This is a genomic window from Nocardia sp. NBC_01377 (assembly GCF_045040005.1).
Lineage (GTDB): Bacteria > Actinomycetota > Actinomycetes > Mycobacteriales > Mycobacteriaceae > Nocardia > Nocardia noduli.
This window is the reverse complement of sequence record NZ_CP109566.1, coordinates 2,055,118-2,076,174: the sequence shown is the minus strand read 5'-3', so window position 1 is coordinate 2,076,174 and position 21,057 is coordinate 2,055,118. Positions and strand designations below refer to the sequence as shown.

At 68.2% G+C, this 21,057-nt stretch carries 23 protein-coding genes and 2 pseudogenes; 14 read left to right on the top strand and 11 right to left on the bottom strand.

Features of this window, described 5'->3' with window-relative positions; genetic code table 11:
• Window positions 1–60 precede the first annotated feature (60 nt).
• Window positions 61–1,011: a helix-turn-helix domain-containing protein gene (locus OG225_RS09390; RefSeq protein WP_405181315.1), complete on the top strand. Its 951-nt coding sequence runs from the start codon at window positions 61–63 to the stop codon at window positions 1,009–1,011.
• Window positions 1,012–1,021: 10 nt separating this feature from the next.
• Here OG225_RS09390 and OG225_RS09385 read toward each other — a convergent pair whose 3' ends face one another.
• Entirely contained in the window at window positions 1,022–1,537 is a 516-nt protein-coding gene (locus OG225_RS09385) for a hypothetical protein (protein ID WP_405181314.1), read from the bottom strand.
• 368 nt (window positions 1,538–1,905) lie between these two features.
• The gene (locus OG225_RS09380; protein ID WP_405181313.1) at window positions 1,906–2,274 is read right to left on the bottom strand and encodes a hypothetical protein; all 369 of its coding nucleotides are present in this window, start codon (window positions 2,272–2,274) and stop codon (window positions 1,906–1,908) included.
• On the opposite strand from OG225_RS09380, the gene OG225_RS09375 reads away from it, so the two are divergent.
• From OG225_RS09375 to OG225_RS09365, 3 genes and pseudogenes are all read left to right on the top strand, one after another.
• Entirely contained in the window at window positions 2,245–2,841 is a 597-nt protein-coding gene (locus OG225_RS09375) for an oxidoreductase (protein ID WP_405181312.1), read from the top strand. The two genes, OG225_RS09380 and OG225_RS09375, sit on opposite strands and share 30 nt — an antisense overlap.
• 98 nt (window positions 2,842–2,939) lie before the next feature.
• The gene (locus OG225_RS09370; protein ID WP_405181311.1) at window positions 2,940–4,421 is read left to right on the top strand and encodes an FGGY-family carbohydrate kinase; all 1,482 of its coding nucleotides are present in this window, start codon (window positions 2,940–2,942) and stop codon (window positions 4,419–4,421) included.
• A gap of 26 nt (window positions 4,422–4,447) precedes the next feature.
• A pseudogene (locus OG225_RS09365) lies at window positions 4,448–4,837 on the top strand (thioredoxin family protein); the annotation flags it as partial.
• Between the two features lie 124 nt (window positions 4,838–4,961).
• Here the strand turns inward: OG225_RS09365 and OG225_RS09360 are convergent.
• Together OG225_RS09360 and OG225_RS09355 are read right to left on the bottom strand one after the other, a co-directional pair.
• On the bottom strand, window positions 4,962–5,609 hold the full coding sequence (locus OG225_RS09360) for a hypothetical protein (RefSeq protein ID WP_405181310.1): 648 nt from the start codon (window positions 5,607–5,609) through the stop codon (window positions 4,962–4,964).
• On the bottom strand, window positions 5,606–5,758 hold the full coding sequence (locus OG225_RS09355) for a hypothetical protein (RefSeq protein ID WP_405181309.1): 153 nt from the start codon (window positions 5,756–5,758) through the stop codon (window positions 5,606–5,608). The genes OG225_RS09360 and OG225_RS09355 overlap by 4 nt, the downstream gene beginning before the upstream one ends.
• Before the next feature lie 88 nt (window positions 5,759–5,846).
• Here OG225_RS09355 and OG225_RS09350 point away from each other — a divergent pair.
• The 3 genes and pseudogenes from OG225_RS09350 (at window position 5,847) to OG225_RS09340 (ending at window position 8,358) form a co-directional block, all read left to right on the top strand.
• A pseudogene (locus tag OG225_RS09350) lies at window positions 5,847–6,709 on the top strand (NAD-dependent epimerase/dehydratase family protein).
• Between the two features lie 198 nt (window positions 6,710–6,907).
• Window positions 6,908–7,315 (top strand): hypothetical protein, encoded by a 408-nt coding sequence (locus OG225_RS09345; protein ID WP_405181308.1) that lies wholly within the window; start codon window positions 6,908–6,910, stop codon window positions 7,313–7,315.
• A gap of 230 nt (window positions 7,316–7,545) precedes the next feature.
• Entirely contained in the window at window positions 7,546–8,358 is an 813-nt protein-coding gene (locus tag OG225_RS09340) for an ABC transporter ATP-binding protein (protein ID WP_405181307.1), read from the top strand.
• A gap of 7 nt (window positions 8,359–8,365) precedes the next feature.
• Here the strand turns inward: OG225_RS09340 and OG225_RS09335 are convergent, their stop codons facing one another.
• Entirely contained in the window at window positions 8,366–8,869 is a 504-nt protein-coding gene (locus OG225_RS09335) for a hypothetical protein (RefSeq protein ID WP_405181306.1), read from the bottom strand.
• Entirely contained in the window at window positions 8,866–9,234 is a 369-nt protein-coding gene (locus OG225_RS09330) for a hypothetical protein (protein ID WP_405181305.1), read from the bottom strand. The genes OG225_RS09335 and OG225_RS09330 overlap by 4 nt, the downstream gene beginning before the upstream one ends.
• 21 nt (window positions 9,235–9,255) lie before the next feature.
• Between OG225_RS09330 and OG225_RS09325 the strand changes: the two genes are divergently transcribed.
• Window positions 9,256–9,849 carry a TetR/AcrR family transcriptional regulator gene (locus OG225_RS09325; protein WP_405181304.1) on the top strand — a complete coding sequence of 198 codons (594 nt, stop codon included), beginning with the start codon at window positions 9,256–9,258 and terminating at the stop codon, window positions 9,847–9,849.
• 7 nt (window positions 9,850–9,856) lie between these two features.
• On the opposite strand, the gene OG225_RS09320 is transcribed toward OG225_RS09325, so the two are convergent.
• Window positions 9,857–10,513 (bottom strand): HAD family hydrolase, encoded by a 657-nt coding sequence (locus OG225_RS09320; protein ID WP_405181303.1) that lies wholly within the window; start codon window positions 10,511–10,513, stop codon window positions 9,857–9,859.
• 266 nt (window positions 10,514–10,779) lie between these two features.
• Between OG225_RS09320 and OG225_RS09315 the strand changes: the two genes are divergently transcribed.
• The gene (locus OG225_RS09315) at window positions 10,780–11,445 is read left to right on the top strand and encodes a PaaI family thioesterase (RefSeq protein ID WP_405181302.1); all 666 of its coding nucleotides are present in this window, start codon (window positions 10,780–10,782) and stop codon (window positions 11,443–11,445) included.
• A 51-nt stretch (window positions 11,446–11,496) separates the two neighbouring features.
• Here OG225_RS09315 and OG225_RS09310 read toward each other — a convergent pair whose 3' ends face one another.
• Genes OG225_RS09310 through OG225_RS09300 form a run of 3 tightly spaced genes read right to left on the bottom strand, consistent with a single transcriptional unit; the run spans window position 11,497 to window position 14,614 of the window.
• Window positions 11,497–12,660: a sulfotransferase family protein gene (locus OG225_RS09310; protein WP_405181301.1), complete on the bottom strand. Its 1,164-nt coding sequence runs from the start codon at window positions 12,658–12,660 to the stop codon at window positions 11,497–11,499.
• A 14-nt stretch (window positions 12,661–12,674) separates the two neighbouring features.
• Complete coding sequence (locus OG225_RS09305; RefSeq protein ID WP_405181300.1) at window positions 12,675–13,451, bottom strand: SDR family oxidoreductase; 777 nt, start codon at window positions 13,449–13,451, stop codon at window positions 12,675–12,677.
• Window positions 13,451–14,614 (bottom strand): hypothetical protein, encoded by a 1,164-nt coding sequence (locus OG225_RS09300; protein ID WP_405181299.1) that lies wholly within the window; start codon window positions 14,612–14,614, stop codon window positions 13,451–13,453. Before OG225_RS09300 ends, OG225_RS09305 begins: the two co-directional genes overlap by 1 nt.
• Before the next feature lie 84 nt (window positions 14,615–14,698).
• Between OG225_RS09300 and OG225_RS09295 the strand changes: the two genes are divergently transcribed.
• The 4 genes from OG225_RS09295 to OG225_RS09280 all read left to right on the top strand — a co-directional run bounded on the left by OG225_RS09295 (window position 14,699) and on the right by OG225_RS09280 (window position 19,682).
• Window positions 14,699–15,616 (top strand): helix-turn-helix domain-containing protein, encoded by a 918-nt coding sequence (locus OG225_RS09295; protein WP_405181298.1) that lies wholly within the window; start codon window positions 14,699–14,701, stop codon window positions 15,614–15,616.
• Window positions 15,617–15,687: 71 nt separating this feature from the next.
• Entirely contained in the window at window positions 15,688–16,581 is an 894-nt protein-coding gene (cysD, locus tag OG225_RS09290) for a sulfate adenylyltransferase subunit CysD (protein WP_405183225.1), read from the top strand.
• Window positions 16,581–18,416 (top strand): adenylyl-sulfate kinase, encoded by a 1,836-nt coding sequence (cysC, locus tag OG225_RS09285; RefSeq protein WP_405181297.1) that lies wholly within the window; start codon window positions 16,581–16,583, stop codon window positions 18,414–18,416. The genes cysD and cysC overlap by 1 nt, the downstream gene beginning before the upstream one ends.
• 522 nt (window positions 18,417–18,938) lie before the next feature.
• Window positions 18,939–19,682 carry a response regulator transcription factor gene (locus tag OG225_RS09280; RefSeq protein WP_405181296.1) on the top strand — a complete coding sequence of 248 codons (744 nt, stop codon included), beginning with the start codon at window positions 18,939–18,941 and terminating at the stop codon, window positions 19,680–19,682.
• 10 nt (window positions 19,683–19,692) lie between these two features.
• Here the strand turns inward: OG225_RS09280 and OG225_RS09275 are convergent, their stop codons facing one another.
• Window positions 19,693–20,202, bottom strand: a complete 510-nt coding sequence (locus tag OG225_RS09275) for a nucleotidyltransferase domain-containing protein (RefSeq protein WP_405181295.1) — start codon at window positions 20,200–20,202, stop codon at window positions 19,693–19,695.
• A 163-nt stretch (window positions 20,203–20,365) separates the two neighbouring features.
• On the opposite strand from OG225_RS09275, the gene OG225_RS09270 reads away from it, so the two are divergent.
• Window positions 20,366–21,046, top strand: a complete 681-nt coding sequence (locus OG225_RS09270) for an SDR family NAD(P)-dependent oxidoreductase (protein ID WP_405181294.1) — start codon at window positions 20,366–20,368, stop codon at window positions 21,044–21,046.
• Window positions 21,047–21,057: the final 11 nt, after the last annotated feature.

Below are 21,057 nucleotides of genomic sequence, written 5' to 3'. Positions count from 1 at the left end.
CCTCATGACATATATTCGACATCGTAAGGTTGCTCGCAGAGATCACACAAGGGGTTGGCCATGAAAGACCGTATGACCGCGCCGACCGGAAAGAACCGCGCGCAACCCGAGGACGACCGTTCGGCGTCGCCACCTACCCGCCGCGTCGTCGAGATCGTCGCGCTACTGGCCTCGACTCCCGAACCGCTGCCGGTCGCCACCATCGCCGAACGTCTCGATATCGCCCGCGCCACCGCGACCGCCGTGCTGGCCGAACTGGATTCGGCGGGCTGGGTCATGCGTGATCCCCGGCGCGGCTACCGCATCGGCACCGTTCCGACCGGCCTGGCCGAGCCGCCGCTGCCGCCCGGCGTCGGCGACATCCTCGCCGCGCTCGCCGCCGAGACCGGATGCGGCACGACCCTGAGCCGGATCTCGGCGGATCGACTGACCGTTCTCGACATCAGGCACGGACCCGATCGGGTGGTTCCGGGAATCCCACTGGGACATCGCATTCCGTTGCAGTTCCCGGCGGGGGCCGCCGTCATGCCGTGGCGCGACGCCGCCGAGCAGAACACCTGGCTTGCCACCGCTCCCGATACCGACCGCCGTGGCGCGGCCGCCCTACTCACCCTGGTGCGCGATCGCGGTGTCGCGCTTTTCCGTCCGCGCGCCGACGACAACGGCATGGTGGATCTGCTGGCCGATCTGCTCACGGCCGCGGGCACCGAATTACTGCAATCGCATCTGCGCACCCGGGCGTTGCGCCAACTCGCGGCGTTGACCTCACGGCCGTTCACCAGGGACGAATTGGATTCCGACGCGATACTGCCGCTGAGCTATCTGGGCGCGCCCGTCTTCGACTCCTCGAGCGCCGCCACCTACGAGATCCAGCTCGGCCCGCTGCGCGCGGCCACCACGAGATCCGAACGCGACGCCTACATCCGCGCGACCCGCACCGCGGCGGAGGCGCTCACCGCGGCCGCCCGACACCGCGAGCGCCCGGGGGTGGCCGCGCTGCGTGACACCTGACCGCCGACGGTCAGGTGTGACTCCAGATCGGCACCGCCCGGTCGTCGGGGGCCGCCCACTGTCGATCGAACAGCCACACCAGACCGTCACCCGCCGCGGCCAGGCGGAAGGCGAGGACCTCGCCGAATACCGCGCCGAGTCCTTTGGCCTCGTTGACGCCCATCTCCAGGTAGACGACCTGCCGCGAGCGGGCCAGCTGGGCGCGCACGCGATCGGGGCCCGGTCCCGACCCCGCGGGCAGCCGTTGGGCCAGCACTTCCGCGATATCCCCCTCCGCGGCGGTTCCCGACACGGCGCGAATCTGCAACGGTCGTCCGGCGGACTTCCAGTGCACTTCGATCTCGGCGCCGTGCCGCTCTATCCGCAACTGACCCGCGGCCGACTCGAGCGCACGCGCGGCCTCCTCGTCGGTGTCGAATACCGCTTCCGCCAGGGTTTTCAGGTCCGCGGTCGCCAATTCCTCGCGCAATTCCTTCACGTCGAGTTCGATCCGGCTCCCGCAGTACACGCTGATCCACTCCGCCACGGGCACACCGTACCCCGCGCCGCAAGTCACGATCGGTTCCGTGATCAAGTCGTATATCACTATCGCCCAACATGTTTCATGACACCGACCGGTACGCGACATGATCCGCGACACATACGCGCCGGTATGCGCACGAGTTGCTCCGACGCCTTGGGCGAACGTGACCAGCGAGAATCGCGTTACCGGGCCGTGAGCGATATTGCTCCGAAGATCGGGCTTCGCGACGGGAATGCCATGTCGATCCAGCCGCTCGATCGTAAATAATTACGGTCTAGGGGGATTGACGCCAAACCCCCACCGAACCGGCGCCGTCCGGCACGCGCGATCCGCGAACTCTTCTATACCGCAGGCATTCTCGGTCCACCGAGTTACGCGTGGCGAGTGTCTCGATCCGAACCTGATACCGAATTCTTTCCGGCCACGCCCCGTTTCGGATGTCGCGCCGCGACCGGTGACGCGCCTTCGCCGTCCCCGCGACGTTCACCGGTCAATACCCGCACCATGTCGGCGACGAGCCCCCTGGTCTGCCCGTAGGAGGCCTCGTTCACCGCGGGCGCGCCGACCACCACCCGCATCACCCCGAGTCCCAGCAGCAGCGCGCCGACCAGCTCGGCGCGCAGTTCCGCGTCGGGTCCGTCCAGGCGTCGGGTGAATTCGCGCAGGTAACGAACCGGGTGCTCACCGAGGTGCCCGCCCTCACCGACACCGTGGACGGACTCGTATTCGGCGCGCAGCACTTCCGTCCCCAGCGCGTGGAGACCGCCGACGGATTCGAAAGCACCTTCGCACCGGCCTATCTCAGCGGCTACATCCTCGGTCACGGACTCGTCCCGTTGCTGGAGGCCGCGCCCGCCCCGGTCATCATGAATATCGCGGGTCCGGGCGGACTGCCGGGAACCATCGCCTGGGACGATCTGCAACTGCGCGACGACTACCGCGGTAGGCGCGCGGCGATGCAGGCTTCCCGGTGCATCGACCTGCTCGGCATCCACTTCCCGCAGCGTCATCCCGGCGCGCGGACCCGATACGTGCTCTACAACCCGCTGTTCACCCGCACGTCCATGGCCGACTCGTTGCCGACCACGCAACGACTGGTCAGCAAGGCGGCGGCGGTGTTCTTCGCACAGTCGGTCGCCAAGGCCATCGTTCCCGTCGTCGAACTTGTGGACACACCTCCGTACGCACCGGTCAGCGCCTTCCGGCGACGCACACCGATTCCGCTGACGGGGAAGGATTTCGACCCCGACGCCGCGCGGCGACTGGACGCGGTGACCGCCGCGTTGCTCACGGAAACCACCGCCTGAACCTTCCTGCGGGCATTGCCGCGACCTCGGCGATAGGCTCCTCACGGCGGCCGCCACACGGCGGGCCGCGGCCGTGGCATCCGATCGGGAGGCACGTCATGTTTCTCGGCATCGATATCGGGACATCGGCTTCCAAGGGGGCGCTGGTACGCGAGGACGGCGTGATCGTCGCGAAAGCCGAACGCGCGCACGGCGTCTCGAGGCCCGAGCCGGGATGGGTCGAACACGACGCCGAGGCCGTCTGGTGGGCCGATTTCCGCGATATCACCCGGGAACTGCTCGCGAGCCGCGACGGCGCCGCGCTGGACGGCCTCGCGGTCTCGGGAATCGGACCGTGCCTGCTTCCCGCCGACGCCGAGGGGAATCCGCTGCGCCCGGCGATCCTCTACGGCGTCGACACCCGCGCGACCCGCGAAATCGCCGATCTGAACGCCGAATTCGGCGCCGACACGGTCCTCGCCCGCGCCGGGGCGCCGCTCACGAGTCAGGCCGTCGGGCCGAAATGGCGTTGGCTCACCCGTCACGAACCGCACGTCACCGACCGCACCGCCATGCTGCTGATGGCGAGTTCCTTTCTCGTGCACCGGCTCACCGGCCGATACGTCCTCGACCACCATTCCGCCAGTCAGTGCGTGCCCATGTACGACCTGTACCGGCGGGAGTGGGCGGCGGATATGTGCGCGGCCGTCGCGCCGGGACTCGCGCTGCCCGAACTCGGCTGGCCGACCGAAGTGATCGGGCGTGTCACCGAACGCGCCGCGCGGGATACCGGACTCCCGCCGGGACTTCCGGTGACCACGGGCACCATCGATGCCTGGGCCGAGGCCGCCAGCGTCGGCGTCCGCGCGCCGGGCGACGCGATGATCATGTACGGCACCACCATGTTCCTGGTGCAGGTGCTCACCGATCCGCGCCCGCACCCCGGCCTGTGGGGCACCTGCGGCGTCGAACCCGGGACCTACACCTTGGCCGCGGGTATGGCCACCTCGGGCGCGGTCACCGACTGGTTGCGCGGACTGGTCGGCGGGGATTACACCGAGTTGACCGAAGCGGCGGCGCGGGTGCCCGCCGGTAGCGGGGGCTTGCTGCTGCTCCCCTATTTCGCGGGCGAACGCACCCCGCTGTTCGATCCGGACGCGCGCGGGGTGATCGCCGGTCTCACCCTGGCGCACGGCAGGGCCGAGTTGTACCGCGCCGCGCTGGAGGGCATCGCCTACGGCGTGCGGCACAACATGGAGGCGATGACCGAGGCGGGCGGGCGGGCGCGACGTCTGATCGCGGTCGGCGGCGGCACCAGGGGCGGGCTGTGGACCAGGATCGTCTCCGATGTGACCGGTGTGGCCCAGCGACTTCCGGCCGAGACCGTCGGCGCGTGCCTGGGCGACGCGCGCTTGGCGGCCGAAGCCGCGGGCGTCGACACCTCGGAATGGAATCCGGTGGTCCGCACCGTCGAACCCGACGCCGAAAAGACCGCGCGCTACGAGCCCTACTATCGGCACTACCGGGATCTGTACCACCGCACCGTCGATATCGCGCATTTCCTCGCCTCCGAACAGCGCGGGACCGAACCCCCTTCCTGAATTCGGCGTGGCCGTGCGAAAATCCGATGCGCGAATCGAATGCCAGGGAGGAAGACCCCGTGCCGACAGTGACCCTGACTCAGCACAACTTCGAGGAGATCGTCACCGGCAACAGCATCGTGCTGGTCGACTGGTGGGCGGGCTGGTGCGGACCGTGCCGCCAGTTCGCGCCGGTGTTCGAGGCGTCGTCGAACGAACATCCGGAAATCGTGCACGGCAAAGTCGACACCGAGGCCGAAACCGAACTCACCGAGATGGCGCAGGTGGACCGTTTCCCCACGCTGATGGTGTTCCGCGAGGGCATGCTGGTCTTCTCCCAGCCGGGTTTCCTGGCCGCCGACGCGCTGGAGGAGATCGTCCAGCAGGCACGGTGGCTCGACATGGACGCCTTGCGTGCCGAAGCGGCGTCGGCGGCGACTCCGGTTGTCCCGCACAGCCGTACCGAACAGCGCGCCGCCATGCCCGCGCACGCGACGGCGGGCTTGGCCGCCGGTCCGGCGCGTTACGGCTGGCCCGGTATCTGAGCGTCGATCTCGGCGATCAGAGAGCGCCCGAATCGGTATCGCCGAGGTCCGGCGGCGAGTCCGGGCCGGGGTCGTCGAGATCCATCGCGAGTAGTGCATCGATCCGCGCGAACGGGTCGTCGGTATCGAACCCGTCGCCCGCGTCCAGCGGCACGGTCGCCGTGCCGATGTCCTCGCTGTCGAAGGACCGCGACGGATCGTCGGCACCGGCGAGCAGTTCGTCGGCGCGGGTGAGCGCGTCGTCCATGGCGCCGGTCAGAGCGTCGAGCGCGCCGAAACCGTCCAGCAGATCCGCAACTTCGGCGCGCACCGATTCCAGTTCCGCGATCACCGGGTCGATACGCGACCAGGCCACCCGGTCCGACCACCACGGATCGCGGTCGATCCAGGCGAACACGATGTCGCGCAGGAATATCGGGTCGCCGGTGTACAACTCGAACTCGTCGGTGGCCACGGCCGCGCGATGGGCGATCCGATACATCCCGTCGGGCAGCAGGTCGGCCCTGATCCGTTCGCCGCCCCGGGTGACATCCAGGAACGGACGCTCGGTCTCGGCCGTGGCGTCCAACAGCCCGGTCAGTACCGGATCGGTGAGCACGGGCAGCGTGGCACCGTCACCGGTCCGGATACGGATTCCGGATTCCTCGTCCGGGTCGTCGCTCATCGCGCCCAGTGTGCCCGATGCGGCCGGGCCACGATGTGCCCACCGGCGAAATCGCGCACCGAACCGGCGGTGCGGCAAGGTCGGCGACGGGCGCCGTCGCGTCGCGCGGTGATCTTGGGCGTACCGCCGCCCGCTCCGCTGATCGGCATTACTGTATTCCTGACAGTAATGCCGGAGACCCAGGGAGTCGACGTGACACCGAACCAGGCGGACGACAGCAGGCGCACCGTCCTCGTGATGGGCGCCAGCGGATTCCTCGGCTCGCACGTGACACGACACCTCGTCGAGCGCGGCGACCGGGTGCGGGTACTGCTGCGACACAGCAGCCCCACCCGGCCGCTCGAGGGCCTGGACGTCGAGCGACACTACGGCGACATCTTCGACGAGCAGGCCGTGCGGACGGCGATGACCGGTTGCGACACCGTCTACTACTGCGTGGTCGACACCCGCGCCTGGCTGCGGGACCCGGCGCCGCTGTTCCGCACCAATGTCGACGGCCTGCGCCGAGTGCTCGACATCGCGATCGAACTGGACCTGCGCCGGTTCGTCTTCACCAGCACCCCATCGGCACGATCGCCGTCGGCGACGCGAGGTCTCCCGCCACCGAGGAAACGCCGTACAACTGGAACGGCCGGGGCGGTCCTTATATCGAATCCCGCTGCGCGGCAGAAGCGCTCGTACTCGAGTACAGCCGCGAGCACGGATTGCCCGCGGTGGCGATGTGCGTCGCCAACACCGACGGGCCCGACGACTGGCAACCGACACCGCACGGCTCGCTCGTGGCGATGGCGGCCCTGGGCAGAATGCCGGTGCATTTCCGCGGTATCGGTTCGGCCGTGGTCGACGTGGACGACGCCGCCGCCGCGATGCTGCTCGCCGTCGGCGATGTCGTGCGCAGGGTGCTGCGCCGCGACTCTCCGATCACCCCGACCTCGGTCCAGCTGCTGCGGTGGACCTCGCCGCTCGATCACGGCAAGGCCGAGCGGGAACTGCACTGGCGGCCACGCCCCACCGTCGACGCGATCCGGCGCGCGGCACAGTTCTATGTCGAACGCCGCACTCGGCGCATGGACCCGTCGCGAGCGGGTACCGCCGAATAGAAGGCGGTTACGGTCGACCGTGATGCCACGGACGCCCTCCACCAGCGCGGACAGCAGCACGATGACGCCGCTGTCTGTGTGATTCGACCACGAGCGTGGCCGATGGGCTGGATCATGGGGTGTCGTTGCCGGATGAGGGCCGTACGCGCTTTCGTCGTGTCAGAGATCCGTCCCACCTCACAGGAGGAACGAAGATCCATGATGACCACTCGAAATCTCCGCACCCTCACCCACACTTCCGCCGCGCTCGTCGCCGTCGGCGCGGCCTCGGTGGCACTCGCCGCTCCCGCGTCCGCCGCCAACGCCATCGATGTCATCAGCGCGAACACCGGCACCGTCGGTGTCGACTACAGCTGCGACGCCGACGCGGGCGTGACCAGCGTCAAGGCCATGGTCGGCGAACCGACCGCCGAACGCCCGGCGGCCCTCGGCGTCCAGAACGCCGTGGTCTGCGACGGCACACCCCAGACCGCCACCATCACCATCGTCCCCGCCGAGGGCGAAGCGCCGCTGGACACCGGCGGACTGATGCAGATCCGCGCGGCCCTGGTCGACGCGAACAATATCGTCGTCTCGGGGCAGGCGAAGATCGTCGTCCTGCAATAGTCGCGGCGTACGCGGGCCGTACCCGGATCGGCGGTCCGGCCCGCGCCGGTCGTGTCCGCGACGTGGCGACCCGGGTGAGCGAGGCCCGAGCCGACAGGTCGGCGGGTTCCCCGCACACGAGGACGACTACCCTGGCACCGACCTTTGGCACACCCGACGACGTGCCGATGGTCGACCAGTTGCGCGGGCATCCGCTCGCCGCGCAATCCGCCGAGCCAGGAGCGCGACCCGTGACCGAGGACCGACCCGTGCTGAATCTGGCGGAGGTGACCTTCCGCCGCGACGGCAAACAGATCATCGACGGGATCTCGCTCACCGTGCGCGCGGGTGAACACTGGGCGCTGCTCGGACCGAACGGCGCGGGTAAGAGCACGCTGCTGGGATTCTGTGCGGCCGTGACCTTTCCGACGACTGGCACCGTCGACATCCTCGGCCACCGGCTCGGCCGGGTCGATCTCGCCCAGTTGCGTCATTCCATCGGCCACGTGAATCCGCGCCACCCCCTGCGTTCTCCCCTCACGGTGCGCGAGGTCGTCCTGACCGGTATCACCGCCACCATAGACACTCCGATGCGATGGACCCCGACGGCGGATCAGTCGCGCCGCGCCGACGCGATGATCGAGACCGTCGGGCTGAAGGGGAAGTCCGAGGCCACCTGGAACACGCTGTCCCAAGGCGAACGCGGCCGCAGCCTGATCGCGCGGGCGCTGATCTCCGAACCCCGTCTGCTGCTGTTCGACGAACCGACGACCGGTCTCGACGTCGCCGCCCGCGAACAACTCCTGGAGACCATCGACACCTTGGACGACACCCACCCGGATGTGGCGTCGATCCTGGTCACCCACCATCTCGAAGAGCTGCCGAGCACCACCACCCACGCCCTGCTCATCGCCGACGGGCGCACGGTCGCGGCGGGTCCGGCGCACGCGACGGTCACCACGGAGAACATCACCACCGCCTTCTCCCACCCGGTCGAGGTCGGACACGACCGGGGGCGATGGTCCGCGCGAGCCCGGGTGTCGCGGCTCGACGTCCCGCACTGAGCACCCGTCAGCCGGTCGCGGTCGTCGCTCGCGCTTCGCGTTCGGCGAGTTCCTTCAGCGTCAGTAGTTGCTTACGCATCATTACCAGGTCGCCGAGGGACAGCGCGGCGGCGAGAATTCGCGGGAGTCCCCAGCGCACCCGCACGAGCAGGCGGGTGCCGGCGCCCTCGGGGCGCACCGCGTAGGTGACGCAGACCCGGCCGGAGGTCAGGGTCAGATGTCCGCCGAGGACGAACGACACCAGGGTGAACGTCGACATGAATCGCTGCCCGCGTTCGAGTTCGGTCAGCGCCGGATCGCGGTGACGCGGACTCGGCTCGCCGAAATTATCGAGCAGGTCGTAGCTGTAGGGGGCGACGCGCAATTGGCACAACCACGCGTAGACCACCGAGGGCGGGGCGTCGACGCTGACGGCGCGGTCGGATCGTGTGCCGCCCGGCCGCTCGACATCGCAGGGCAGTGGAATCTCGCGCTCGGCTTCGGTCGCGCCCCAGACCAGCCCCGGGATCATGCCGCGTCCGCGATTCGGCGCAACATCCGCCTGACCACGATCCGGTGCCCGCCGGTGCCGATGACCAGTGCGCGGTAGATCCGGCCCGAGATCCCGGGGAATTCCGCCAGGGTCGTGGCCCGCAGCCGGGTGGTCGTCGCCCCTTCGTCGTCGAGTTCGAAGATCAGCGCGTACCGGGAGAACGGGTGTCGGCCGCTGAGCGCGAGCCTGCTCGGTTCCTCGGCCGAGTCGAGGACGAATCCGGTGGGCACCGTGCGCGGATCGCCCGGGTCCGCGCAGACGACTTTCAGCAGCGCTTTCCAGGTCCGGTCGCGGTTCGCGTCGACGGTTCTGGCATGCTCATCGATATAGGACAATCGCTCCATATAGAAGGAACGTACTAGTACATGGCCCCGCCCCGCAAGCACTCCACCGATGTGATCCTCGACGCTGCCCGCACCCTGGTCCTGGAGAGCGGGCCTCGGGCCGCGAGCGTCGCCGCCATCGCCGCGGCCAGCGGCGCGCCGGTGGGCACCCTCTATCACCGTTTCGGCAATCGCAACGGGGTGCTGACCGCCGCGTGGCTGCGGGCGCTCGAACGCTTCCAGTCGCGGGTCCTGGCCGCGTCCGAGGAACCGGACGCGGTCGAGGCCGGGGTCGCGATGGCACGCGCGAGTATCGAATTCGGTCGTGAACTACCCGACGACGCGCGACTGCTGCTGAACCTGCGGCCCAGCGACCTGCTCGACGGCGGACCCGACGACGATTTCCGGGCCCGTCTGAGCGAGATGAACGCGCCGCTCATGGATCAGCAGCGCCGGATCGCCCACGACCTGTTCGGCCGCGCGACCGACCGCGAATTCGACGCCGTCAGCCGCGCGATCGTCGATCTGCCCTACGCCGCCCTGCGCAGGCACGCCCACGCCGACACCCTGCCCGACTGGCTCGACGCCGACCTCACCGCCGCCGCCCGCGCCCTGCTCGCGTCCTATCGGGTCTGAGACCGGCTCAGCTTCCGGAGGCCACCAGCGCAGGCGTCAGTTCGTCGAGTCCGTCGATGACGTGGGTAGCCAACGCGCGGGCATCGGGGTCGAGCGGATACTCCGGCCTCGGCGCGGCGATGACGCGCATGCCCGCGGCGTGCGCGGCCCGCAGGCCGTTACTCGAATCCTCCACCGCCGCACAGTCGGTCGACTTCTTGCGCAGGAATCCGGCCACCGCGACGTAGACGTCGGGCGCGGGTTTGCCCCGGTCGACCTCCTCGGTGGAGAAGGTGACATCGAAGAACTCGATCAGGCCGGTACGCCCGAGCACCGTGTCGATCAAGGCGCGCGGCGAAGAACTCGCGACACCGAGCGGCCAGTTCTCGCTCAACCGCTGCACCGCCGCCACCGCGCTGGGCAGCAACGGCACCTTCCGGTCGTAATGTGCCGCCATCCGCTCGATGACATCCTCGGCGACGGTGGCGGGCTTGTCTCCGACACCGAGTTCGGTGCTGAGATATTCCGACCACTCCCCCGTGCTCATCCCCATCAGACGTTTCTGCGTATCGGGTAGCCAGAGCCCGCCCTTTTCGGCGACATATTCGCGGCGCACTCGTTCCCATACCGGTTCGGAATCGATGAGTACGCCGTCCATATCGAAGACGACCGCCGTAATACGCATCGGTACAACGCCTTTCGCCGGCCACGCGCCCGCATCGACCGACGCTCGAGCCGGACCGATTCGGGCATCGCGGGGGTGTTCGCAAGTCCTGATGGATCAACGGGTACCCAGCGTAGGGCACGGCTTTCACCCGCGTGCGGGCCGCCTCGCCCCGGTCCCGCCGATGTCGGACCGGTGGAGTTGTCCTCGGCGGACGTACTCGACTGTGACGGGGTCGACGGGTGCCGAACGTGAGCATTCCACCGGCAACCGATAACTTGGTTCTCATGAGCGAACAGCAGGCCGGACCCGCCCTACCGAGCGAGGAACACCACGAAGGCGGTTTCCGGCCGATGATGGAGCTGATCGAGGAGCACTCCGCCGACACCACACGCGGCGGGCCGCACTTCGGCGCCCTGATCGAGCAGGTCCGCACGTTGATGGACCGCGCGCGGCTCGCCTGTCCCCCCGACGACGAGGCGTTGGAAGCCATCGCGATCCTGGAGAAGCTCAACGAGAAACTCGAGGCGTCGGTGACCGACGAATGGTCCTCGCCCACCTGGACCCGGTTCGATCTGCCCTCCCGCGGAAACATCTCCCTGCCGCCGATCACCATCGTCGAGGCGAGTCGCGACGGCGTCGACGCGCGTGTGACATTCCGCCCCTTCCACCTGGGCGGAAACGCCGCTGCGCACGGCGGGCAGATCGCGATCGCACTCGACGAACTGCTCGGCATGGCGGCGGCGGTGCATTCGGGCAATGTGACCAGGACCGGCTCGCTGACCATCGACTACCGCTCGATCACGCCGCTGGACACCGAGTTGCGGGTGCATACCTGGGCCGAGCGTATGGAGGGTCGCAAGGTCTACGTCCGCGGCACCGTCCACGCGGGTGAGCGGCTGTGCGCAGAGGCGAACGGATTGTTCATCGTGCTGAAACCCGGTCAGCAGTAGGCGGCGCCGCACCGCGCGGATCCCGCCGATCGACCGGCGGGATCCGATTTCTCACCGACCCGGGAAATGCGCTTCGCGGTACGCGCCGAAACGCGCGTCGACCTGTTCGGCCGTCAGTCCGAAATCATCGAGGGTGTACCGGTGCACCGGCCGGGCCGCCCCGGAGGTGCTCTCGGTGTGCAGCACCGCCATCGCGACCTCGGCCTCGGTGCTGAGAGCCAGCCCGAAATGGCCGTAGATCGATCCGACCGTGCCGATCGGGTCGGCGACGAAATCGTCGTAGTAGACGTCGCAGAACTGCGCGGCGTCGTAGCGCCGACGATCCGCGAGGAACCGGTCCGCCCCGCGCGCCCACAGGTCCAGTTGCGTCGCCCCCACCGTCGCGCCGCGGAATTTGTCCGACCAGCCCGCCGAGGCCTGCTCGTTCAGGCTGCACACCGAGGCGATGATGGTGCTCGGGTCCCGGTGCATCTGGATGATCAACGCGTCCGGGTACACCTCGAAGATCGCGTCGAGCGCGAACAGGTGGCTCGGATTCTTCAGCACCCAGCGCCGGTCCGCGTCGGGCAGGCCGATCAATTGCAGATTGCGCCGATGTCTGCGGTAGGCGTCGGTCCAGTCCTGTTCGCGCAGCCACTCCGAATAGCCGGGCAGGTAGCCGAGACATTCGTAGGACACCGACATGGCCGACTGGCGAAGCAACTGCCAGCACTCCTCGACCTGATCGGCCGAAATATGGTGCACGCCCATGAATTCCGGATGCTCCACGTGATGCCGCGCGAAGGCGGCCTCGATCCCCTGGTACACCGGATCGTCGGCCCAGGTCTCACGCGGCGGCCTCGGCTGCGGCATCTCGGTCAGCCACATCTCCAGGCCCTGATGCGCCGGGTCGGCGTTCAGCAGCCGATGCACCGCCGTGGTGCCCGAACGGGGCAGGCCGGTCACGAAGATCGGGCGATCGATCACCACCTCCGCGTGTTCGGGAAAGCGTTGCCACGCCGACTCGCTCAGCAATCGCGCGATGAGCGCGCCGCGCAAGAAAGCGCGATTGACCTTGTTGCCGAAGGGGGTCAGCTCGGCGTCCTTCGCGTAGGACTCGAGCAGCACCCGCAGTCCCTCGCGATAGCCCGGATCGCCGAAATCGTCCAGTCCGACCACCTTGGTGGCCGAGGCGTGCAGATCGTCGACGGTGCCGACATCGTCTCTGCCGATCATGTTCTGCCGTCTCCTCAGTGGTGGTATTCGCCGCAGTTGACATCGAGGCAGGCCCCGGTGATCGCGCGCGCCATCGAGGACGCGAAGAAGACCACCGCCTCGGCGATCTCGTCGGGTTCGGGCAGCCTGCGCAGGTCGATGGTCGACGCCGTCTCCGCGTAGATCTCCTCGGCGGTGATACCGCGCTGCTCGGCCAGGTAGTTGAAGTACCACTTCAGATTGCCCGCCCAGATATAGCCGGGGGCAACGGTATTCACCCGGATACCGCGCGGTCCCAGTTCGGTCGCCAAACTCTGCGCGAGGGCGAGCAGACTCGATTTGGCCATCTTGTACGGACCGAAGGTCAACCGCGAATGCCGGAGCACGGCGGAGTTGATCATCACCACCGACCCCTTCGATTCGGCCAGCGCGGGCACGAACGATCGGGTGAGCCGCAGTGCCGCCAGCACATTCGTCTCGAAACCGGCGCGCACTTGCTCGAGATCGACATCGACCAGATCCGCGATCGGCGGGATGGCGAAGGCGTTGTTGACCACCGTGTCGACCCGGCCGAAGGCGTCGCGCGCCGTCTCGACCAGATTCGCCACCGCCGCCTCGTCGTTGATATCGGTCGGCACGACCACCGCCCGCCTGCCGAGTTCGGTGACCTCCTTCGCCACCTCGGTCAGCCGCGATTCGGTGCGCGCGGCCAGCACCAGATCCGCGCCCGCCGACGCGCACTGTACGGCGATCGACCGCCCGAGGCCGGGGCCGATTCCGGAGACGACGACGACCTTGTCCCGCAACAACATCAGCCGAGCATCCTCTCCGCGACGGCGACCTGGCGGGCCGCGATCCGCGCCTGCCATTCCTTGGGCGAGATTCGCGCCTGCTCGTAGAACGGGAGCCGTTGCGGCAGTTCGTCGACCGAGACCAGTTCGACGGTCGGGCCGTCCTCGGGGCCGAGGTCCCGGGAGAGCCGCTGCCAGCGGAATTGCAGGTATCCGCGCGCGTGGCCGGTGCGCTCGATCCAGTTCGCCACACCCGGATCGCGCTCGCTGACGACCAGGCGGATCATCCCGTCCGGATCGACCTGCGACTGATCGGCGGTGAGGCTGGTCTGGTGATTGATGTAGTCCAGCGAGATGTACCACATGCTGCCGAGCTGGAAGCCCTGGTAGGGCGCGTCGGATTTCGGCACGGTGATGATCATCGCCTGCTCGTCGGTCAGGTCGTAGTGGCCGACCGAGGAGAACTGGGTGGCCAGCCCGCCCGGGGTCGGACGCGGTTCGGTGAGCGTGTTCACCGGCAGGTTCAGGTAGAACCACTGCGGGAAGGCGAGGAAGGTGTTCAACCGCGAGGTCAGCATGCGCGCGGCGACCGCGTAACGCTTGCCCATCACCTCCAGTGTCGGGGCGGGTGGCGCGTCACCGATCCGGTCGACCCGCTGGATGCGGATCGTGCCCGCGGTCTCGCTGTTCCAGTCGCTGGAGACCTCGCGCACCACGAGCATGGCGGCGTCGGAGCCGAGCTGCACGTATCCGGGTTTGCTCGAGCCGGGTCCGAAGCGGATCTCGTAGGAACCGTCCGCCGCGATCTCGAGATCGCGATCGTCGAACGCGGTGAGGCTGTCGGGCACGTCGACCGGCGAGTAGTTGCCGTTGAGCACCTGGAAGCTCAGGTCACGGGTGGTGCCGCGGGTGCCGGTGACGACATATTCCGCGTCCGGGCGCACGAACGAGTGGAAGTAGAGGGTGTCGGGATTGTCCAGGCCCATTTTCGTGTACGGGCCGGTGGACATCGCGAAGAACGGGAAATCGCGATCGTAGGCCCACGCCAATTGCAGCGACGCGCGAATACTGCCCGCCAGATAGTCGTACCCCTCGATGAGATCCTGCTCGGTGTCGATGTGCGGGGTGGCTTTGATGATCTCTTCGGCGGCGGCGATCGACTCCGCGAACGGCTGGGTCAGCAAAAGACTTCTCCCGGTGTTCCATATATGTACCGCTCTGGTACATTCCGATACGAGAAAGATTAGAACGTGTTCTAGGAGTGGTCAATGACTTCCTCGGCTACCCCGGTCGCCCGGCGGTCCGCGCCGACGGCGCGCGTGGTGCAGATCCTGGATTTCCTCGTCGAACAGCGCGGGAATCGCTGCGGGTTGTCCGAAATGGCCCGCGCGCTCGATCTGGCGAAACCGACCTGCCTGGGCATACTCACCGAACTCACCGCGGGCGGCTACCTGGTGCGCGACCCGAAAACGCTGACCTACGGCCTCGGTCCGGCACTCATCGCCGCCGGACGGGTCGCACAGCGGAGTTTCGCGATCTCGGCGGTGGCCCGCGCCGAACTGGAGAAACTGACCGCGCGCTACCGGACCACCTGCACCGCCTCGGCGGTGGTCGGCGAGCGCATCGCGGTACTGGAGGGCACCGGCCCCGGGATGGTCAAGGTGGGCGCCTCGTACGCGTTCGCCCCGCCCGTCGGACTGATGTACGTCCTCTGGGATACCGACGCGGCGTTCGACGCGTGGCTGGCCACCCCGCCGACGGTGCCGGTAGGACAGGACGAGACACGCCTGCGCCGAGTCGTCGCCGAATGCCGCGAGCGCGGATATCTCATCGAGAGCCTGACCGCCCACGGCAGGCGCCTGTACGGCCTGCTGGCGGGCGTCGCCGCGCGCGATCTGCCCGACGAGCTGCGGGAACTGGTCGGCGAACTGGTGACCAGTCTCGGCGAGCGGGTCTATCTCGGCACCGATCTACGGCCGAGGAAGGAACATCCGGTCAGCCTGCTCGCCGCGCCGACCTTCGACGCCGACGGCAGGCAGAACATGGTGCTGACGATGTACGTCGGCGCGTCGATCACCGGGGCCGAGATCGAACGTCGCGGCGGCGCCCTGATCGAGGCGGCCCGCACCGTGACCGAGAATTCCGGCGGTCGCGCCCCGGAGCGAATCATCGCGGCGCCCCGTTGACCAAAGACCGAAACGTGTTCTAGTTTTGAAAGGTGAGCCAGTACGCGAAGTCGACGGTGAGCACCTACGAGATGCCGCACTTGGACGCGCTCGAGGCCGAGTCGGCACATATATTCCGAGAAGTGGCGGCGACATTCGAGCGGCCGGTGCTGTTGTTTTCCGGTGGCAAGGATTCGGTGGTGATGTTGCACCTCGCCGCCAAGGCCTTCTGGCCCGCGCCGCTACCTTTCCCGGTGCTGCATATCGACACCGGACATAATTTCGACGAGGTGATCGAATATCGCGACGCGACCGTCGATCGACTCGGTCTGCGCTTGGTGGTCGGCGCGGTGCAAGACGATATCGACGCGGGTCGCGTCGTCGAGGACACCGGACCGCGCGGCTCGCGCAATCGGCTCCAGACAACGACGCTGCTGCGCTCGATCCGCGAGGGCGGCTACGACGCCATCTTCGGCGGGGCACGGCGCGACGAGGAGAAGGCGCGGGCCAAGGAACGCGTCTTCAGCTTCCGCGACGAATACGGGCAGTGGGAGCCGCGCAGCCAGCGCCCCGAGCTGTGGAACATCTACAACGGCAAACACCGTCCCGGCGAACACATTCGGGTGTTCCCGCTGTCGAACTGGACCGAACTCGACATCTGGAGCTATATCGCCGCCGAGGGCATCGACCTGCCGCCGCTGTACTATGCCCACCGCCGACCGGTGGTGCAACGCGACGGAATGCTTCTGGCGCACACCAGATTCCTGAAACTGCTCGACGGTGAACAGCCCTACGAGGCGACCGTGCGCTTCCGCACCGTCGGCGACGCGACCTGCACCGGATGCGTGGAATCGAGCGCGTCGACCCCCGACGAGGTCGTCGTCGAGGTGGCCGCGGCCCGCGTGACCGAACGCGGCGCGACCAGGGCCGACGACCGGATCTCGGAGGCGGGCATGGAAGATCGAAAACGAGAAGGGTACTTCTGATGGCCACCACCCTGCTGCGCCTCGCCACCGCGGGCAGCGTCGACGACGGCAAGTCGACGCTCATCGGCCGCCTGCTCTTCGACTCCAAGACGATCTTCACCGATCAACTCGCCGCGGTGGAACGCACCAGCCGTGATCGCGGCGACGAGTACACGAATCTGGCCCTGCTCACCGACGGACTGCGCGCCGAACGCGAACAGGGCATCACCATCGACGTCGCCCACCGCTATTTCGCCACGCCCCGACGCAAATTCATCATCGCCGACACCCCCGGCCACATCCAGTACACCCGCAATATGGTGACCGGGGCGTCCAACGCCGATGTCGCGCTGATCCTGGTCGACGCGCGCAAGGGCGTGGTCGAACAGACCCGGCGGCACGCCTTCCTCGCCGGGCTGCTCGGCATCCCGCACCTGGTGCTGTGCGTGAACAAGATGGACCTGGTCGACTGGTCGCAGGAGAGATTCGAGGAGATCCGCGGGGATTTCACCGGTTTCGCCACCAAACTCGAAATCTCCGACCTCGCGTTCGTGCCGGTCTCCGCGCTACAGGGCGACAACATCGTGCACAGGGGCACGAGTATGCCCTGGTACGAGGGCACCCCGCTACTGCACCACCTGGAGGAGGTGCATATCGCCTCCGATCGCAATCTGATCGACGCGCGCTTCCCGGTGCAGTACGTGACCCGCAGGCACGCCGCGGATTTCCGCGGTTACGCGGGCACGATCGCGGGCGGTGTCTTCAAACCGGGTGACGAGGTGACGGTGCTGCCGTCGGGGCTGACCAGTACCGTCTCCGCGATCTGGGGACCGGGCGGGGTGCCGATCGCCGAGGCGTTCCCGCCGCAGGCCGTCACCGTCCAACTCGCCGACGAACTCGATATCTCGCGCGGCGATATGATCTGCCGCCCGGCCAACCGCCCGCAGGTCGGCCGCGATATCGACGCGATGGTCTGCTGGTTCGCCGACGAGACCCGACTCACCCCCGGCGCCACCTACACCCTGCGCCACACCACCCGCACCGCCACCGCCGAGATCCGCAGCCTGGACTACCGGCTCGACGTCAACACGCTGCATCGCGACGAAGCGGTAGAGAGCCTGTCGCTCAACGAGATCGGGCGCGTGCAGCTGCGGACCCGCACCCCGTTGCTCTTCGACCCCTACCGCCGCAATCGGTCCACCGGCAGTTTCATCCTGGTCGACGACACCACCAACAACACCGTCGCGGCGGGCATGATCACCGGCCCGACCCTGCCTTCGGCGCGGGTGGTGTGGCATTCGACCGCCGTCGGCCGCGACGAACGCGCCACCCGTGGACTGACGGTGTGGCTCACCGGACTGTCGGGTTCCGGAAAGTCCTCCGTCGCAGTTGAATTGGAACGTCGACTGGTCGCGAGCGGGCGTCCCGCGTTCCTGCTCGACGGCGACAATCTGCGGCACGGACTCAATGCCGACCTCGGATTCTCCGCCGAGGACCGGACCGAGAACATCAGGCGGGTCGGTGAGGTCGCCCACCTGTTCGCCGAAGCCGGTGTGGTGGCGGTGGTTTCGCTGATCAGCCCGTACCGGGCCGATCGCGCGACGGTCCGCGCCGCCCATCTCGCCGCGGGTATCCCGTTCGTCGAGGTCTTCGTCGACACGCCGCTCGAGATCTGCGAAGCCCGCGATCCGAAGGGGATGTACGCGAAGGCCCGCGCGGGCGAGATCACGGGTTTCACCGGCATCGACGCCCCGTACGAGATTCCCGCCGAGCCGGATCTGATCCTGCGGCCCGAACACGGAGACCCGGTGTCGATGGCCGCGGCCATATTGGGCAGGTTGGCCGACCTGACATGATCGACACCTGCTCGGTGACCACCGACCGGCCGCGCGGGACACGACTCGCGCGGCCGGTCGGTCGCCGCTCACAGCGCGCCGAAGAATGCCCGGATGTCGTCGAGCAGCAGATCGGGGACTTCCAGTGCGGGGAAATGGCCGCCGGAGTAGAACTCCGACCAGTGCGTCACCGTGTGCGTGCGCTCGGCGAAGCGGCGGATCGCGAAATCGCCGTCCCGGAAAACCGCGACACCACGCCGCGATCGGCACGATCCAGGACGGTCTGCGGATCGCGCACGACACTTTCCGATTCGCCGAACGCGGACCGATCCTGCTGGTGAAATGGGCGCAGGTGCTCACCGCGCTCGGGCGGTGGCCGGAGGCGACGCAACTGATCCGCGAAACCCTCGCGGAACCCCTGCCCCGCTGAGCACGGCCGCGCTGCACCTGTGTCAGGCTCGAATCGCCGTCGCCCGAGGCGATTACGCGGAAGCGGCGCTCGACGCCGAACGTGCACGGACCCACCTCGGACCGGGTACCTGCGTGGGGCAGTATCGCATCGAACTGGGTATGGTGCTGTCGGGATCAGCGCTGGCACAGCATGATCCGGTGACCGCGGCGGCCCATGTGAGGCAAGCCCTCGCCGAGGGCGCACCGGACCGGCACCCGAACGAAACCTGGCCGCTCCTCGTCCTCGCCGCCCGAATATCGGACCAACTACCGGATCTCGCGGAATCGGCCGAGATGTTGCCGTGCACGTCTCCGGTATCGTCCGCGCACCGTGCGGTCTACACCGCGACCATGTTCGCCGAGGTAGGCGATTGGCGTGCCGCGGTCGACGCGTGGCGGGTCATCCCCCAGCCCTACGAGCAAGCACACGCGCTATTCGGTTGTGCCGCGGCGGAATTGCGGTCGGGCGATCGCGCGGCGGCCCGCACGGCATTGCGCTCGGCCGCCCGACTCACCGCCGAACTCGGCACCACACCGCTGGCCGAGCGGATCCGCGACACCGCCGACCGCGCCGGTCTGGCCCTCGACACCCCACCCGACCGAGCAGGCGTCACACCGAAATCGGATACCTACGGTCTCACCCCCCGTGAGCTCGAGGTGCTCCGACTGGTGGCCGATGGTTCGAGCAACCGCCAACTCGCCGCGCAACTCTTCATCAGCACCAACACCGTCGGGGTGCACGTCTCCCGCATTCTGGCCAAACTCGGTGTGGCGACCCGCACCGAAGCCGCGGCCTTCGCCCGTCGGCACCATCTGATCACCGACCCGGGCCGATGACTCGGGACGCTCAGCCCTTTTCACCGTCGCTCGGGCGGTAGTCGGCCGGTGGGTCGAATCCGAACCGTGCACTCAACGCCCGGACATCGAGCAGATCCTTCGCCGCGGGCGGGTACGCGGTCTTGAACTGGAACATCCGCGCCGGGGTGATGCAGTGCACCGGTTCGCCCTCGATCGCACCCACGCCGGTGAACGAGTCGCTCGGGTAGGCGATCCCGTACACGTGATGACCGTCCTCGTCGAACTCGAAGACGTGGATATCGACCGACGCGCCGGAATCCCGCTTCATCACGAAATTCCACTCCGTCGAGTCCTCGCCGTCCTCGGCCGCGTAACCGAGCGCGGCGAGAACCCTGCGCAGTCGACCGACGTCCGCGCGGCCGACCGCGATATCGAGATCGCCGTGCTCCCTGGTCTGCCGCCCCAGCAGCGCGTCGACACACCATCCACCGTCGATCCAGACCTCGACCCCCACGGCCCGAAGCTCCCGCCAGATCTCCAGCACGTCCGCCGCTTCCACCACGCTAACCTAATTCACCGCCGCCCGAGAAGAGCCGAATATCGCCGCGCGCCCGGAGTCGACCGAGGACCCGATCCGGGGAATGTGGGGCCGGTCGCCGCTTTCCGTCTGCCGTGGGCCGCAGACCTCGACCGGTGATCCACGGTGGTCGTACCATGACCCGATGTCTTCGAGTGGAAAGGTCGCGCTGGTCACCGGGGCGACCAGCGGAATCGGTCACGCCACTGCGATATTGCTGGCCGAGCGGGGCGCACACGTGCTGGTGACCGGGCGCGACGGCGAGCGCGGGAACGCGGTCGTGGAGCGGATCCGCGCGGCGGGCGGCACCGCCGATTTCCTGCGCGCCGAACTCGGCGACGCGGACAGTGCGCGCGCACTGGTCGACGGGGCGCTCGGGGTCGCGGGCCGTATCGACATCCTCGTCAACAACGCCGCCATCGCGGTGTTCGGGCCCACCGCCGCGATCGCCGAATCCGATTTCGACGCCTGCTACGCGGTCAATGTGAAGGTGCCGTTCTTCCTGGTCGGCGCGGTCGCCCCGGCGATGGCAGAGCGCGGATACGGCGTGATCGTCAATGTCAGCACCATGGTCGCCGGATTCGGCAGCCGGGGCTCGGCGGTCTACGCGTCCAGCAAGGCCGCGCTCGAACTGCTCACCAAATCCTGGGCAGCGGAATTCGGCCCGCACGGCGTGCGGGTCAACGCCGTCGCCCCCGGCCCGACCGTCACCGAGGGAACCACGGCCTACTACGGCAGCGAACGACTCGAAGCGCTGGCCGCGCAGGCACCCGCGCGACGGGTCGCCCACCCGACCGAAATCGCCGAGACCATAGGCTTTTGGTGAGCGACGCCGCC

Excerpts from the sequence above, each read along its gene's own strand:
- OG225_RS09390 (WP_405181315.1), top strand. The coding sequence starts at position 61 with ATGAAAGACCGTATGACCGCGCCGACCGGAAAGAACCGCGCGCAACCC.
- OG225_RS09370 (WP_405181311.1), top strand. The coding sequence starts at position 2,940 with ATGTTTCTCGGCATCGATATCGGGACATCGGCTTCCAAGGGGGCGCTG.
- OG225_RS09360 (WP_405181310.1), bottom strand. The coding sequence starts at position 5,609 with ATGAGCGACGACCCGGACGAGGAATCCGGAATCCGTATCCGGACCGGT.
- OG225_RS09355 (WP_405181309.1), bottom strand. The coding sequence starts at position 5,758 with ATGCCGATCAGCGGAGCGGGCGGCGGTACGCCCAAGATCACCGCGCGA.
- OG225_RS09345 (WP_405181308.1), top strand. The coding sequence starts at position 6,908 with ATGATGACCACTCGAAATCTCCGCACCCTCACCCACACTTCCGCCGCG.
- OG225_RS09335 (WP_405181306.1), bottom strand. The coding sequence starts at position 8,869 with ATGATCCCGGGGCTGGTCTGGGGCGCGACCGAAGCCGAGCGCGAGATT.
- OG225_RS09330 (WP_405181305.1), bottom strand. The coding sequence starts at position 9,234 with ATGGAGCGATTGTCCTATATCGATGAGCATGCCAGAACCGTCGACGCG.
- OG225_RS09325 (WP_405181304.1), top strand. The coding sequence starts at position 9,256 with ATGGCCCCGCCCCGCAAGCACTCCACCGATGTGATCCTCGACGCTGCC.
- OG225_RS09320 (WP_405181303.1), bottom strand. The coding sequence starts at position 10,513 with ATGCGTATTACGGCGGTCGTCTTCGATATGGACGGCGTACTCATCGAT.
- OG225_RS09315 (WP_405181302.1), top strand. The coding sequence starts at position 10,780 with ATGAGCGAACAGCAGGCCGGACCCGCCCTACCGAGCGAGGAACACCAC.
- OG225_RS09310 (WP_405181301.1), bottom strand. The coding sequence starts at position 12,660 with ATGATCGGCAGAGACGATGTCGGCACCGTCGACGATCTGCACGCCTCG.
- OG225_RS09305 (WP_405181300.1), bottom strand. The coding sequence starts at position 13,451 with ATGTTGTTGCGGGACAAGGTCGTCGTCGTCTCCGGAATCGGCCCCGGC.
- OG225_RS09295 (WP_405181298.1), top strand. The coding sequence starts at position 14,699 with ATGACTTCCTCGGCTACCCCGGTCGCCCGGCGGTCCGCGCCGACGGCG.
- cysD (WP_405183225.1), top strand. The coding sequence starts at position 15,688 with ATGCCGCACTTGGACGCGCTCGAGGCCGAGTCGGCACATATATTCCGA.
- cysC (WP_405181297.1), top strand. The coding sequence starts at position 16,581 with ATGGCCACCACCCTGCTGCGCCTCGCCACCGCGGGCAGCGTCGACGAC.
- OG225_RS09270 (WP_405181294.1), top strand. The coding sequence starts at position 20,366 with ATGTCTTCGAGTGGAAAGGTCGCGCTGGTCACCGGGGCGACCAGCGGA.